Annotated in this window: 12 protein-coding genes; 1 reads left to right on the top strand and 11 read right to left on the bottom strand. The window is 62.9% G+C overall.

All coding sequences use genetic code 11. The annotated features are described in order from the left end of the window. Window positions 1-132: 132 nt before the first annotated feature. From infB to rimP, 4 genes are read right to left on the bottom strand one after another with little or no spacing between them, the layout of a single operon-like run. Window positions 133-2,697: a translation initiation factor IF-2 gene (gene infB / locus X751_RS145305; protein WP_023669557.1), complete on the bottom strand. Its 2,565-nt coding sequence runs from the start codon at window positions 2,695-2,697 to the stop codon at window positions 133-135. Next, window positions 2,694-3,344 (bottom strand): RNA-binding protein, encoded by a 651-nt coding sequence (locus tag X751_RS145310; protein WP_023669556.1) that lies wholly within the window; start codon window positions 3,342-3,344, stop codon window positions 2,694-2,696. The genes infB and X751_RS145310 overlap by 4 nt, the downstream gene beginning before the upstream one ends. Before the next feature lie 38 nt (window positions 3,345-3,382). Then, window positions 3,383-4,978: a transcription termination factor NusA gene (nusA, locus tag X751_RS145315; protein WP_023669555.1), complete on the bottom strand. Its 1,596-nt coding sequence runs from the start codon at window positions 4,976-4,978 to the stop codon at window positions 3,383-3,385. Between the two features lie 47 nt (window positions 4,979-5,025). Continuing rightward, entirely contained in the window at window positions 5,026-5,670 is a 645-nt protein-coding gene (gene rimP, locus X751_RS145320) for a ribosome maturation factor RimP (RefSeq protein ID WP_023745268.1), read from the bottom strand. A gap of 335 nt (window positions 5,671-6,005) precedes the next feature. Here rimP and X751_RS1000000165805 point away from each other — a divergent pair, with 335 nt between their 5' ends. Continuing rightward, complete coding sequence (locus X751_RS1000000165805; protein ID WP_023669553.1) at window positions 6,006-6,170, top strand: hypothetical protein; 165 nt, start codon at window positions 6,006-6,008, stop codon at window positions 6,168-6,170. Window positions 6,171-6,210: 40 nt separating this feature from the next. Here X751_RS1000000165805 and X751_RS145325 read toward each other — a convergent pair whose 3' ends face one another. From X751_RS145325 to ybeY, 7 genes are all read right to left on the bottom strand, one after another. Next, complete coding sequence (locus X751_RS145325) at window positions 6,211-6,912, bottom strand: tRNA (guanosine(46)-N(7))-methyltransferase TrmB (RefSeq protein WP_023745267.1); 702 nt, start codon at window positions 6,910-6,912, stop codon at window positions 6,211-6,213. Between the two features lie 138 nt (window positions 6,913-7,050). Next, complete coding sequence (gene metK, locus X751_RS145330; RefSeq protein WP_023669551.1) at window positions 7,051-8,316, bottom strand: methionine adenosyltransferase; 1,266 nt, start codon at window positions 8,314-8,316, stop codon at window positions 7,051-7,053. A 221-nt stretch (window positions 8,317-8,537) separates the two neighbouring features. Continuing rightward, window positions 8,538-8,957 (bottom strand): helix-turn-helix domain-containing protein, encoded by a 420-nt coding sequence (locus tag X751_RS145335; protein ID WP_023669550.1) that lies wholly within the window; start codon window positions 8,955-8,957, stop codon window positions 8,538-8,540. A gap of 136 nt (window positions 8,958-9,093) precedes the next feature. Further along, a complete protein-coding gene (gene lnt, locus X751_RS145340; RefSeq protein ID WP_023745266.1) occupies window positions 9,094-10,686 on the bottom strand; it encodes an apolipoprotein N-acyltransferase in 1,593 nt (530 codons plus the stop codon). Between the two features lie 77 nt (window positions 10,687-10,763). After that, window positions 10,764-11,234: a VOC family protein gene (locus tag X751_RS145345; protein ID WP_023726865.1), complete on the bottom strand. Its 471-nt coding sequence runs from the start codon at window positions 11,232-11,234 to the stop codon at window positions 10,764-10,766. A 20-nt stretch (window positions 11,235-11,254) separates the two neighbouring features. Further along, window positions 11,255-12,349: a hemolysin family protein gene (locus tag X751_RS145350; RefSeq protein WP_023669547.1), complete on the bottom strand. Its 1,095-nt coding sequence runs from the start codon at window positions 12,347-12,349 to the stop codon at window positions 11,255-11,257. 28 nt (window positions 12,350-12,377) lie between these two features. Continuing rightward, window positions 12,378-12,884 (bottom strand): rRNA maturation RNase YbeY, encoded by a 507-nt coding sequence (gene ybeY / locus X751_RS145355; RefSeq protein WP_023669546.1) that lies wholly within the window; start codon window positions 12,882-12,884, stop codon window positions 12,378-12,380. Window positions 12,885-12,886 lie beyond the last annotated feature (2 nt).

Below are 12,886 nucleotides of genomic sequence, written 5' to 3'. Positions count from 1 at the left end.
GGATGGGACCGTGCCGCCATGTCTCATATTTGTTCTATGCATGTCGTTTATCCCGCACTTTTGGGCGACAGGCATTAAAGTTAGGGCGGCGGTCTTTCGACCACCGCCCGGTCGTATCGACAGTATACGAACTCAGAGCGTCCGGGTCACCATCTCGACGCGGAAGCACTCGATGATGTCGCCGACGCGCATGTCCTCGTAGTTCTGGAAAGCCATGCCGCACTCCTGGCCGCCCGGAACTTCCGCGACTTCATCCTTGAAGCGCTTGAGGGTCTTCAGCGTACCTTCGTGGATGACGACGTTGTCGCGGATCAGGCGCACGCCCGCTCCACGTTCGACCTTGCCTTCGGTGACACGGCAGCCGGCGATCTTGCCGACCTTGGTGATGTCAAAGATCTCGAGGATCTCGGCATTACCGATGAAGGTCTCGCGGCGTTCCGGCGACAGCAGGCCGGAAAGTGCTGCCTTCACATCGTCGACGAGGTTGTAGATGATCGAGTAGTAGCGGATTTCGATGCCCGCGGCCGCCGCGGCCGCACGTGCCTGCACGTTGGCACGGACGTTGAAGCCGATGATCGCGGCCCCCGAGGTCTCCGCCAGCGACACGTCGCTTTCGGTGATGGCGCCGGCGCCGGCATGAACGATGCGCGCACGCACCTCGTCGGTGCCAAGCTTGTCGAGAGCGGCGTTGATCGCCTCGATCGAACCCTGCACGTCGCCCTTGATGACCAGCGGGAATTCCTTCAACCCGCTCGTCTGCAGCTGCGACATCATCTGTTCGAGCGAGCCGCGCTGGCCGGCATGGCGAGCCACTGCCTTCTCGCGCGCCAGACGCTGGCGATATTCGGTGATCTCACGGGCGCGGGCCTCGTTGTTGACGACAGCGAAGCGGTCGCCGGCTTGCGGCGTGCCCTGCAGGCCAAGCACCTCGACCGGCATTGCCGGCGGAGCCTCCTTGATCTGCTCGCCACGGTCATTGACCAGCGCGCGCACCCGGCCCCATTCGTTGCCGGCGACGAGGATGTCGCCCGGCATCAAAGTGCCGGTCTGCACCAGTACGGTGGCGACGGGGCCACGGCCCTTGTCGAGCTGGGCTTCGATGACCACGCCTTCGGCGGTACGGTCCGGATTGGCCTTGAGGTCGAGGATTTCGGCCTGCAGCAGGATCGCTTCCAACAGCTTGTCGAGGTTGGTGCCCTTGGTCGCCGACACTTCGACGTCCAGCACTTCACCGCCCATCGATTCGACGAACACCTCATGGCGCAGCAGTTCCGACCGAACCTTCTGCGGATCGGCATCATGCTTGTCGATCTTGTTGATCGCCACGATGATCGGAACGCCGGCCGCCTTGGCATGGCTGATCGATTCGATGGTCTGCGGCATGACGCTGTCGTCGGCCGCCACCACCAGGATGGCGATGTCGGTCGCCTGAGCGCCGCGGGCGCGCATCGCCGTGAAGGCGGCGTGACCGGGCGTGTCGATGAAGGTGATCTTCTGACCGTTCTTCTCGACCTGGTAGGCGCCGATATGCTGGGTGATGCCGCCGGCTTCGCCGGAGACGACATTGGCATTGCGGATGGCGTCGAGCAGCGAGGTCTTGCCGTGGTCGACATGGCCCATGATGGTCACGACAGGCGGCCGCGACACCAGGTCCTCGGCATTGTCGGCAATGTTGAACAGGCCTTCCTCGATGTCGGACTCGGCGACGCGGCGGACCGTGTGGCCGAATTCTGTGGCGACCAGCTCGGCCGTGTCGGCGTCGATGATGTCGCCCGGCTTCAGGATCTGGCCCTGCTTCATGAAGTACTTGACCACATCGACAGCGCGCTCGGACATGCGCTGCGCCAGTTCCTGGATGGTGATGGTTTCAGGCAGGATCACTTCGCGCATAACCTTCTCGCGCGGCTCATTATGCATCGCGCGCTTGAATTTTTCCTGGCGGCGACGCATCGACGACAGCGAGCGGGCGCGCGCGTCCTCGTCGGAAAGAGCCGTGTTGAGGGTCAGCTTGCCGCGACGACGGTCTTCCTCGGCCTTGGTCGGCTTGGCCGGGCGCGCCACTTCGGGCGTAACCGGACGGCGTACCGGGGCACCGGCGGCGGTGCGCTTCGGCTTGACCTCTTCCTCATCGTCCGACGCCACAAGCTCGGCAGCCTGCGGCGCGCGGCGGCGCGCTTCTTCCTCGGCGCGGCGGCGGGACTCGGCCTCGGTCTGCAGGCGGGCTTCTTCCTCGGCCTGACGGCGCGCGGATTCCTCGCGCTCGCGCTTGCGGCGTTCCTCATCCTCGTTGCGGCGCTTGGCCTCTTCGATGGCGCGTTGGCGGTCCTCGACGTCGCGAACCTTGGAGCCTTCGAGCGCCCTGCGGCGCGCTTCCATTTCATTGCGCGACAGTTCGTTCAGCACCATGCCGCCGCGTTCGGCCGGGGGCGGCGGAGGCGGCGCCTTGGGCGCTTCCTGCACGACGGGGGCTGCCACTACCGCGGGCTTGGGCGTAAATACGGGTGCAGCCACCGGCTCCGGCTTGTCGCCGGGCATGGAGAATTTGCGCTTCTTGATCTCGACCTGGACCTGCTTGGTGCGGCCATGCGAGAAATTCTGTCGCACGACGCTCTGCTCGGTACCGGGGCGCTTCAGCGTCAAGGTCTTCTTCGGTGTAACACTCAACGTCTTATCGTCGCCCGATTTCGTATCGCTCATTCCATATCCTCTGCAGCATCATCTTCGTCAGCAACGGCCGCAAGCATTGCCAGATCGTCGGGGGTTCCGCCCCGATATCGGTCGAGCGCAACCATGCGCCTCTCAACCGCCTTGCCCGCGTCTCCCGCGAGAACGGCAGCATGTATCACATTTGTACCCCCCAATGCCAAGCTCAACTCGGCCTCGGAGAAAAGTTTGTAGGCAAGGACTGCCGGCCCGCCGAGGTGGACAGTTGCCCGCCGCGCCTGACTGATCTTGCGCACGCCATCGTCGGATGCCTCGGTCGCGTGGAGCACGAAAAGCGCCAACCCCGAGCGCACCGCGCTCTCGACCTTGGTTGCGCCGAGTGCGATCGAGCCAGCCTTGCGGGCAAGGCCGAGCATACCCAAAGCGGATCGTGCAAGCAGTCCGTCGACCATGCCGCCGAGATCGGGCGGCACGACGACCTGCGCCTTGAAGGCGCGGGCAAACAGGTTCTTCGCCGCCGCCTTGTCGATATGTAGGCGGTCGGCGCTCACCCAACAACCACGGCCGGGCAGATTTCTCTTTAGGTCAGGAACGACGGCCGAATCCGGGCCGACGACGAAACGGATCAGCTCATCCGGCTCGGCTTGCTTGCGCGTGACGATGCAGGTGCGATCGTTCATCTCGTCCTGGGGCGGGTTGTGTGCGATGCGGTTTCACCTCACGCACCAACGGCTTCGTCAGCCGGGACCTGTTCGGCTGCAAGCTCGTCTTCGGTGATCCAGCCGGCCTTGAGGCGGGCTGCCAGAACCATCTGCTCGGCGTCGGCGCGCGACACGCCGTGATTGGCGAGCACACCCGGGAATACCTTGGTCTCGCCGTCCTTGCGTTCCTTCCAGCCGGTCAGGTCGTCGGCGGCATAGCCGGCGAAATCCTCGATCGTCTTCACGCCATCCTCGCCGAGCGTCACCATCATGGCGGTGGTGACGCCAGGAATCTCGCGCAGTTCGTCGGTGACGCCCAGCGCCTTGCGCTTGTCGTCATGCTCGGCTTCGATCTTCTCCAGATATTCGCGGGCGCGGGTCTGGATCTCCGAAGCGGTGTCTTCGTCGAAACCGTCGATCGAGGCGATCTCGCCCGAATCGACGTAGGCAACTTCCTCGACGCTGGTGAAGCCTTCGGAGGCCAACACCTGGCCGACCATCTCGTCGACATCAAGGGCTTCCATGAACAGCGACGAGCGTTCGACGAATTCCTTCTGGCGGCGCTCAGACTCCTCGGCCTCGGTCAGGATGTCGATGTCCCAGCCGGTGAGCTGCGAGGCAAGACGCACGTTCTGGCCGCGACGGCCGATGGCCAGCGACAGCTGGTCGTCGGGAACCACCACTTCGATGCGCTCGGCATCCTCGTCGAGCACCACCTTGGCGACTTCCGCCGGCTGCAGCGCGTTGACGATGAAGGAGGCGGCCGAAGGCGACCACGGAATGATGTCGATCTTTTCGCCCTGCAATTCGCCGACCACGGCCTGGACGCGGCTGCCGCGCATACCGACGCAGGCGCCGACCGGATCGATCGACGAGTCACGCGAAATGACGGCGATCTTAGCGCGCGAGCCTGGGTCGCGGGCGACCGACTTGATCTCGATGATGCCGTCATAGATTTCCGGCACTTCCATGGTGAAGAGCTTGGCCATGAACTGCGGATGGGTGCGCGACAGGAATATCTGCGGGCCGCGCTGTTCGCGGCGCACGTCGTAGACATAGGCGCGGACGCGGTCGCCGTACTTGTAGTTTTCACGCGGGATCAGCTCGTCGCGGCGGATAATCGCCTCGCCACGGCCGAGATCGACGATGACGTTGCCATATTCGACGCGCTTGACGGTGCCGTTGACGATCTCGCCGATGCGGTCCTTGTATTCGTCATACTGGCGGTCGCGCTCGGCCTCGCGCACTTTCTGCACGATGACCTGCTTGGCTGACTGGGCGGCGATGCGGCCGAAATCCATTGGCGGCAGCTGTTCGGCGATGAAGTCGCCAAGCTGGGCGTCCGGATTGCGCTCGCGGGCCGAGGAAATGGCGATCTGGGTGGCGTAGTCGTCGACCTTCTCGACCACTTCCATCAGCCGCTGCAGCTTCATCTCGCCGGTGTTGGCGTTGATGTCGGCGCGGATGTTGGTTTCCTGGCCGTAGCGCGAGCGCGCGGCCTTCTGGATCGCATCAGCCATGGCGGCAATGACGATCGACTTGTCGATCGACTTTTCACGCGCCACCGCGTCGGCGATCTGCAGCAGTTCAAGTCTGTTGGCGCTTACAACCATCTTATTTCTCCCGAGCTTGTTGCCGAGCTTTTAGGCCCGGCCGCTCATCATAGTTCCTGTTCGATTTCGTCTTCCGCGCCGCCTTCAGCACCTTCGGGTGCATCATCAGCTTCGCCGCGGCGTTTCTTGGCTTCCTTGCGTTCCCGGTTGTCCTTCGAAAGGGCATCGCGAATAAGGTCGTCGGTGAGGATCAGCCGCACATCGGCGATCGCGTCATAAGGAATGCGAACCGTCGGCTCTTCGCCGTAGGCGGCCTTGTCGCGCTCGAGCAGCATGTCGTCTTCGCCGGCTTCGGCGATCTTGCCCTTGAAGCGCTTGCGGTCGGCGACCGGCACCGAGGTTTCCATCTTCACCAGATGGCCGGTCCAGGTGACGAAATCCGACTTGCGTACCAGCGGCCGGTCGATGCCCGGCGACGACACTTCGAGATGATAGGCCTTCTCGATCGGGTCATCGACGTCGAGCGCCGGCGACACAGCGCGGCTGACCTCTTCGCAATCCTCGACGGTCATGGTGCCGTCCTCGCGTTCGGCCATGATCTGCAGCGTCAGGCCGTTCTGGCCCGACAGATGCACCCGCACGAGGCGGAAGCCAATGCCTCGCAACACCGGCTGAACGATCAGCGCGATGCGCGCATCGATACCGCTTTCGCGGATGATGCGGTCGTCGGCTTCGCTTGCCCTTGCAGTCATGCGGTTCCTGTCGTTCTCCGGATCAGGATGATCGTCGTCCCGAACCATCTCTTTGCTGATGGCTGACCGGCAGGTAATAAAAAAGAGCGGGACCGGGTGGACCCACTCTTCGTCATACCGACCAAGAATTTGAGGCTGATATAAACGATCCCGGCCAGTGTTTCAAGTCTGTTAACGGGCCGGGCAGAGCTGCAGCCGGCGACGGCTGGCAGGATTGCGCGGGGCGCATGCCGGCTATGCGGTAACGGCCCTGTGATCCCGGATGTCACTTCGCTATCTATGCTGCACTGCACAAATTAAGATGAGCGCGCGGTGGCGCGCGAAAGGTCAAGACAATGAGCAACCGTACCGTGTTTTCCGCCATAGGCGACGCCTTTGCCCTTTTCGGCAGCGCCGTTGCCGCCTCGCGGGCCGTCGAAGCCGGCCGCAAGCCGCGCGCCAACGATCTGCGCCGGCTCGGCATGGACCCGACCGCTTTCGGCAAGATCGGCCGTTTCTGAAGCCAGACCGGCTGTCGATGCGGGACACTTTCCCATCGAACTATTTTCTGATGAAGGTGAGATAGGCCGGCCGTCGGCCCTCGCGAATGGCTTTTGCCTCGTAGCGTGTGCCCGGCCAGCCTTCATAGGGCCGATGCCAGTCGGCCCCATCTTGCACCTGCCAAAGGAGCGCGCCATGCGCCCGACAGTGCAACAAGGTCCAGTTCACATAGGTGTCGATGTCGGATGCGAAGCGGAATTTTCCGCCCGGCTTCAGCACGCGCGCGAACCGATCGAGGTTGAGCGGGCTGACAAAGCGCCGCTTCCAATGCTTTTTCTTCGGCCAGGGATCGGGGTAGAGCAGATCGATGCCGTCGAGCGACGCCTGCGGCAACCAATCGAGCAGGCGCGTGGCGTCGTCGTCATAAACGCGAAGATTGGCAAGCGGCTTTTCCCGCACCGCCATCATCAACTTGGCCATGCCGTTGACGAACGGCTCGACACCGATGAAGCCGGTCGCCGGTGCCTCCCTGGCACGGTGCAGCAGATGCTCACCGCCGCCGAAGCCGATTTCCAGCCGAACCGTTGAAACATCCGCTGAGAATAGCGCGCGCAATTCTGCCGGTGCCTGGACGGAGAGGTCGAGGCCATACGCTCCAAGACCGCTTTCCAGCGCCGCGGCCTGCTGCGGGCGAATGGTCTTGCCGTGCCGGCGGCCGAAGAACCCTTCGGTCGCGCGGCTCCGCCTGTCCTGTGGATCCATGGCCTGGTCGCGCGCCGCGCTTAGATTGAGATGAGATTTGGGATTGAGATGAGATTTGGCTGAAATCTCATCTCAATCTAATCCTTTGTTGGAGCATGATCTTTTCCAAAAAACCGGTACCACTTTTTGGAATCATGCCTAAGCAGCGATCGCGTCCTTGAGCGCCTTGGCCAGATCGGTCTTTTCCCAGGAGAAGGACCCGTCTCGGCCGGCCTTGCGGCCGAAATGGCCGTAGGACGAGGTCTTTGCGTAGATCGGCTTGTTGAGGTCGAGATGCCTGCGGATGCCGGATGGCGACAAATCCATCACCGTGCGCAGCGCTTCCTCGAGCTTGGCCTCGTCGACCTTGCCGGTGCCGTGCAGGTCGACATAGACCGACAGCGGCTGGGCAACGCCGATGGCGTAGGACAGCTGGATGGTGCAGCGGTCGGCGAGCTTGGCCGCCACTACATTTTTGGCGAGATAGCGCGCCGCATAGGCGGCGGAGCGGTCGACCTTGGTGGTGTCCTTGCCGGAGAAGGCGCCGCCGCCGTGCGGGGCAGCACCACCGTAGGTGTCGACGATGATCTTGCGGCCGGTCAGGCCGGCGTCGCCGTCCGGTCCACCGATGACGAACTTGCCCGTCGGGTTGATGTACCACATGCAATCGTCGGCGATCTTGAGGTCGCCGAGCGCCTCACGGATGTAAGGCTCAACGACCTTGCGGACCTTCTTGGAATCCCAGGTCGCGTCGAGATGCTGCGTCGACAGCACGATCTGCGTCGCTTCGGCGGCTTTGCCATCGACATAGCGAACGGTGACCTGGCTCTTGGCGTCGGGTCCGAGCTTGCCGGCTTCGCCGTTGTTTTCGTGACGGGCAGCGGCGAGCAGTTCGAGAATCTTGTGGCTGTAATAGATCGGCGCCGGCATCAGGTCCGGGGTCTCGCGGCAGGCATAGCCGAACATGATGCCCTGGTCGCCGGCACCCTCTTCGCCCTGGCGGTCGGCGGCGTTGTCGACGCCCTGGCCGATGTCGGGCGACTGGCCGTGCAGCAGAACCTCGATCTTTGCCGTCTTCCAGTGGAAGCCGGCCTGCTCGTAGCCGATTTCGCGGATCGCCTTGCGGGCGACCGACTTGAACTTGGCCGGGTTGACGACCGAATGCCCGGCGGCGTCCTTGAGGATGTTGCCGGCTTTGTCCCGCTTCAGCAGAGTATCGGGAACCCTTACTTCGCCGGCGATGACGACGCGGTTGGTGGTGGCGAGCGTCTCGCAGGCGACGCGGACTTTCCACGGGTCCATGCCGGTCTTCTTGGCCTCGCGATAGACCAGATCGACGATCTCGTCCGAGATGCGGTCACAGACTTTATCGGGATGACCCTCGGCCACGGATTCCGAGGTGAAGAAGTAGTTCTGCCGCGTCACGGGTGTCCCCTCTTGAAAAAACGATCGGCAGGGCTGCCGATTTTGGCGCGCCACGTGTTAACGGTGCCGGGCGCCGCTCGTCAAGCGGTGCCGCGGTTCTGGCATGAGTGCCGCAGCAATATATCTTGTACCACCGGCGGCTGGCACCGCCGGCAGTCGAGCCTCTGGGCTACTCGGGCCCGGGGGATTACTGGGGCCAATGGGTCAATCGACCCACCGAATCACTCGGCATCTTCGGCAGAAAGGGACTTCACAAGGTCGATAATCCGGCGGCGCACCTTCACATCCGCGATCTTGACGAACGCGCGGTTGAGCTGAAGCCCTTCCGGACTGCCGCAGAATTCGACGGCGAAAGCCATCGAAGTGTCCTCGGCAAATCCTCTATTACCCACCGGCTCCTGCCCTGGCGCATCCTCGAAAAAGAAGGCGACAGGCACGCTGAGTATCGAGGCTATTGCCTGCAGACGGCTGGCGCCGACGCGGTTCGTTCCTTTTTCATACTTTTGGATCTGCTGAAACGTAATACCGAGATTTTCACCAAGCTTTTCCTGGCTCATTCCAAGCATATTGCGCCGAAGGCGGACGCGACTTCCCACATGGATGTCGATCGGATTCGGTTTCTTCTTGTTTTCTTCTGTCATTTTTTCCTCGCCGAATTTTTCCGGCCTTTTCTATTTTTCTCGCCCAACGAAGCCGGAGCCAACTGCCCCAACAGAAACACCAACCGACTTCGAGAAAATTAGGCGGTAACAGTATGAGTTTCTAATGTGTCGACTGTCAATTCACCCGTAGCCGTTGCCTTACGTTCAAGCTGAGGGCGATTGCGGCAAACACCAACATGATCAGCATTCCGTTAATGCGCCGCCGCGCGGCGGAGATGAAGGCTTGGCCGGAGATCGGCACCCGCACGTCGATGGCGCCACGTGCATCGACCGCCAATGCGTCGACGATGCGTCCGCGCGTATCGACAACGGCGGAAATGCCGTTGTTGGCGGCGCGCAACAGCGGCAATCCGTTTTCCACCGCGCGAATCTGAGCCTGCCTGAAATGCTGGTACGGCCCGGGCGTGTCGCCGAACCATGCGTCGTTGGTGACGTTCACAATAAGCTGGGATGACGTTGCGTCAACAGCCACAAGATCAGGAAAGATCACCTCGTAGCAAATAAACGGCAAGGCGCTGATGCCGCCGGGCAAAGCGATCGGATGGCGCTCGTTGCCGGCGGCGAAATTCATCGGCCCGGCGACGAGCTGTCCGATGCCGAAGCGGCTGAGCAGACCGGAAAACGGCAGATACTCGCCGAACGGCACCAGATGGACCTTGTCGACGGCATCAGCGATTTCGCCCTTGTCATCGATCGCCACCACCGAATTGTAGTAGCGGCTGTCGGCATCCGCCCCCGATCCGCGCTCCTCGCGCACGACGCCGGCAATCAGCATCTGACCAGGCTGCAGCATGTCGCCGAGCGCGGTCAGCGCGTCCGGACGCTCAGTGAACAGGAAGGGTACCGAGGTCTCCGGCCACAGGATCAACTGCGGTTTGCTATTGCCGGGATCGGGCGCTGCGGCCGACAGGCCCATCATCGTGGCGAAGATGCGGTCGCGCACCGAGGCGTCCCATTTTTCGCTGAGGTCGACATCCGGTTGCACGATACGGACATCGAGAGTGCGGGTTGTCGGCTTGTCGGGGGTCGCGAGCCTGACATAGCCGAAGCCAGCATGGGCGGCGACGAGAATGGCAAGCAGGACCACACCGAGACGGACATGCCGGCGTGCTGCAAGCAAGGCCGGCATGGCGAAGACAAATACCGCCAGCGCGTTCATGCCGACCATGCCGGTCACCGACACGCTTTGCAGCAACAGCGGCACGGGCATCGCCGCATAACCGACGGCATTCCAGGGAAAGCCGGTGAACAGGAAGCCGCGCAGCCATTCCGTCAGGCCAAAGGCAAAGGCAAGGGCGGCAATGCGGCCAATGTCGTTGGTCCATAACAGCCGGGCGACGACGGTGGCGAAGCCGTAGAAAAATGCCAGCGCCAAAGGAATGCCGACGACCGCGAAGGGTAAGGCCCAGGCGAAACTGTCGGCCTCGACCAGAAGCGCCTCACCGATCCACCACAGGCCGGCGAGGAAATAGCCGAAGCCGAACCACCAGCCGATGGCAAAAGCCGGCCGCAGGCGCCTGAGCCAGCCGTCGGAAGCCTCGCCGGTGGCGCCGTCGAGCAGCCAGACCAGCAGTGGAAACGAGACGAAACAGACGGCGAAGAAATCGTAAGGCGCCTGGGCGAGCACCGCCAGCGCCCCGGCAAGAAACGCCACCAGCGCGCGCCGCCAGCCCCAAAGCAGAATTATCCGGCCGGCAAGGCGCTCCATACAGACTTCCCAGGTCGCGCGAATCAGGAGCCAAGATTTATCAGATTTATTGAAACGCGAACCGGCCGATCGCTGCGCTATCGGTGCCATCCCTCGATGGTGAGCCCGCTCAGGTGCTCGGCCTCCTCGCGCGGCACCGTGCGCAAGGTCTGGGTGAAGGTCCAGACATGCCCTTCGGGGTCGCGCGCCCGATACTGCCGTTCGCCGTAGAAATGGTCGGCAGGCTCCTCGACGATTTGGGCTCCAGCCGCCATTGCCCGCCCACAATGCACGTCCAGGCCGTCTTTCAGACGCACACAGACCGACTGAGTGTTCTTGCCGGCGACGCTTACCGGACTGGCAATATGATCGGCCCATTCGGAATCGACGATGATGTAGCCGTCGCCAAAGCGCATTTCGGCATGGACCAGCCGTCCGTCGGCGTCGCTGACCACCATGCTCGGCTCGAAGCCGAAGGCCGTTTCGAGCCATTTCAATGCGGCTCGCGGGTCCTTGTAGAAGACACCCGAGCCAAAGGTTGAGTGCTTGAAGGGATCGTCGATCGTCATCGGCCGGGCAACGTTCTGTCCTAGGCCTGCTCGGTGCGGGGGGCGGTCACGCGGCGGCGACGCTCGCCCTTCTGGTTCTGGACGATGCGCACCCGCTTGACGCGGCGCGGATCGGCGTCGAGCACGTGGAATTCGAAGCCGGGGATGGCTTGCACAACCTCACCACGCGCGGGCACGCGGCCCAGCGTGTTGAAGATCATGCCGCCGATCGTGTCGACATATTCACCATGCTCACCGGCGGTAAAGTCCTCGCCGATCATCTTGGCGACCTCGTCGATCTCGGCCTTGCCGTCGACGACGAACACGCCCTCGCCGGTCTGGGTGATCAGCGGCTCGTCCTCGTCATGCTCGTCCTCGATATCGCCGACGACCATCTCGACGATGTCTTCCAGCGAGGCGAGACCATCGGTGCCGCCATATTCGTCGATGACCAGCGCCATCTGGGTTCGCGTCGTCTGCATATGGCCCATCAGGTCGGAGGCAAGCATCGAGGGCGGCACGAAAAGCACCGGGCGGATCAGATTGAGGTCGCCGATGGTGCGGCCGAGATCGACCTGGGCGAGGTCGAGAAGCGTCGTTGCCGGCGTCTTCCTGGATGTTCTGCCCTTCTTGACCCGGGCGACCTTGGTGATGTGGGCCAGCACGTCGCGGATGTGAACCATGCCGCGCGGATCGTCGAGCGTCTCGGAATAGACCGGCATGCGGGAATGGCCGGACTGCTCGAACAGACCGAGCAGATCGCCCAACGTCGTGGTGATCTCGACGGCCTCAATATCGGCGCGCGGCACCATGACGTCCTCGACGCGTACCTCGCGCAGGCGCAATATGTTGTTGAGCATGGCGCGTTCGCCGGGCGAGAAAGACCCGGCATCGCTGGTCGTTTCGGCAAGCGCGCCGGCGATTTCCTCGCGCAGGCTGGTGCCGTTCCGCTGCCTGAAAAGGCCCAAGACGCGGTCGAACAGGGACGGACCGGCAGGCGATGGCTCGCTGGCAATGCCACCAGAAGCGGGGCTGCCGGAACTGGGACTCGGACTCGATCCCTCTTCCGTCGTATCGGAAGGCTTTGTCGCACTGCCAGCCTCGGGGCGGGCGGCAGTTTCTGGTTTGTCGTTCATCGTCGTCCGGTCAATTGGTCTTTTGTCATTACGTGTAGGGATCGGGAATGGCAAGCCTTGCGAGCGCTGAGCGCTCGATGGCTTCCATCTCATCGGCCTCTGCATCGGTCTCGTGATCGTAGCCCAGCAAATGCAGCAGGCCGTGGATGACGAGATGGGTGATATGGTTCTCGAAGGGCTTGTCTTCCAGGGCTGCTTCGCGCGCCACCGTCTCGGCGGCCAGCACGATGTCACCCAGCATGGGCGGCAGCTTGCCACCCCTGGGGAACGGAAAAACAGGGAAAGACAAGACGTTGGTCGCCTTGTCCTTGCCGCGCCAGCCGGCATTGAGGGTACGGATATGGGCATCGTCGGAAAAGACGATGCTGAGTTCGGAAGGACCGGCAGCAGCGGTTTCGGCAAAGGCAGCCGACACGGCGCGATCGACCAGACGCGTCAGCGCCGCCTCATCGGGCCAGTCGCCGGCCTCGACCGACATATCGATCTCGACGGGAACCGAACTATCCCCGCCGCCAGGTCTTATGTCTTCAGGCATGA

Source organism: Mesorhizobium sp. LNJC394B00 (assembly GCF_000502555.1).
Taxonomy (GTDB): Bacteria; Pseudomonadota; Alphaproteobacteria; order Rhizobiales; family Rhizobiaceae; genus Mesorhizobium.
This window is presented reverse-complemented; position numbering and strand designations above follow the sequence as displayed.

What these genes read in the sequence shown, in the direction of transcription:
- infB (WP_023669557.1), bottom strand. Translation starts at nt 2,697, where the DNA reads ATGAGCGATACGAAATCGGGCGACGATAAGACGTTGAGTGTTACACCG.
- X751_RS145310 (WP_023669556.1), bottom strand. Translation starts at nt 3,344, where the DNA reads ATGAACGATCGCACCTGCATCGTCACGCGCAAGCAAGCCGAGCCGGAT.
- nusA (WP_023669555.1), bottom strand. Translation starts at nt 4,978, where the DNA reads ATGGTTGTAAGCGCCAACAGACTTGAACTGCTGCAGATCGCCGACGCG.
- rimP (WP_023745268.1), bottom strand. Translation starts at nt 5,670, where the DNA reads ATGACTGCAAGGGCAAGCGAAGCCGACGACCGCATCATCCGCGAAAGC.
- X751_RS1000000165805 (WP_023669553.1), top strand. Translation starts at nt 6,006, where the DNA reads ATGAGCAACCGTACCGTGTTTTCCGCCATAGGCGACGCCTTTGCCCTT.
- X751_RS145325 (WP_023745267.1), bottom strand. Translation starts at nt 6,912, where the DNA reads ATGGATCCACAGGACAGGCGGAGCCGCGCGACCGAAGGGTTCTTCGGC.
- X751_RS145335 (WP_023669550.1), bottom strand. Translation starts at nt 8,957, where the DNA reads ATGACAGAAGAAAACAAGAAGAAACCGAATCCGATCGACATCCATGTG.
- lnt (WP_023745266.1), bottom strand. Translation starts at nt 10,686, where the DNA reads ATGGAGCGCCTTGCCGGCCGGATAATTCTGCTTTGGGGCTGGCGGCGC.
- X751_RS145345 (WP_023726865.1), bottom strand. Translation starts at nt 11,234, where the DNA reads ATGACGATCGACGATCCCTTCAAGCACTCAACCTTTGGCTCGGGTGTC.
- X751_RS145350 (WP_023669547.1), bottom strand. Translation starts at nt 12,349, where the DNA reads ATGAACGACAAACCAGAAACTGCCGCCCGCCCCGAGGCTGGCAGTGCG.
- ybeY (WP_023669546.1), bottom strand. Translation starts at nt 12,884, where the DNA reads ATGCCTGAAGACATAAGACCTGGCGGCGGGGATAGTTCGGTTCCCGTC.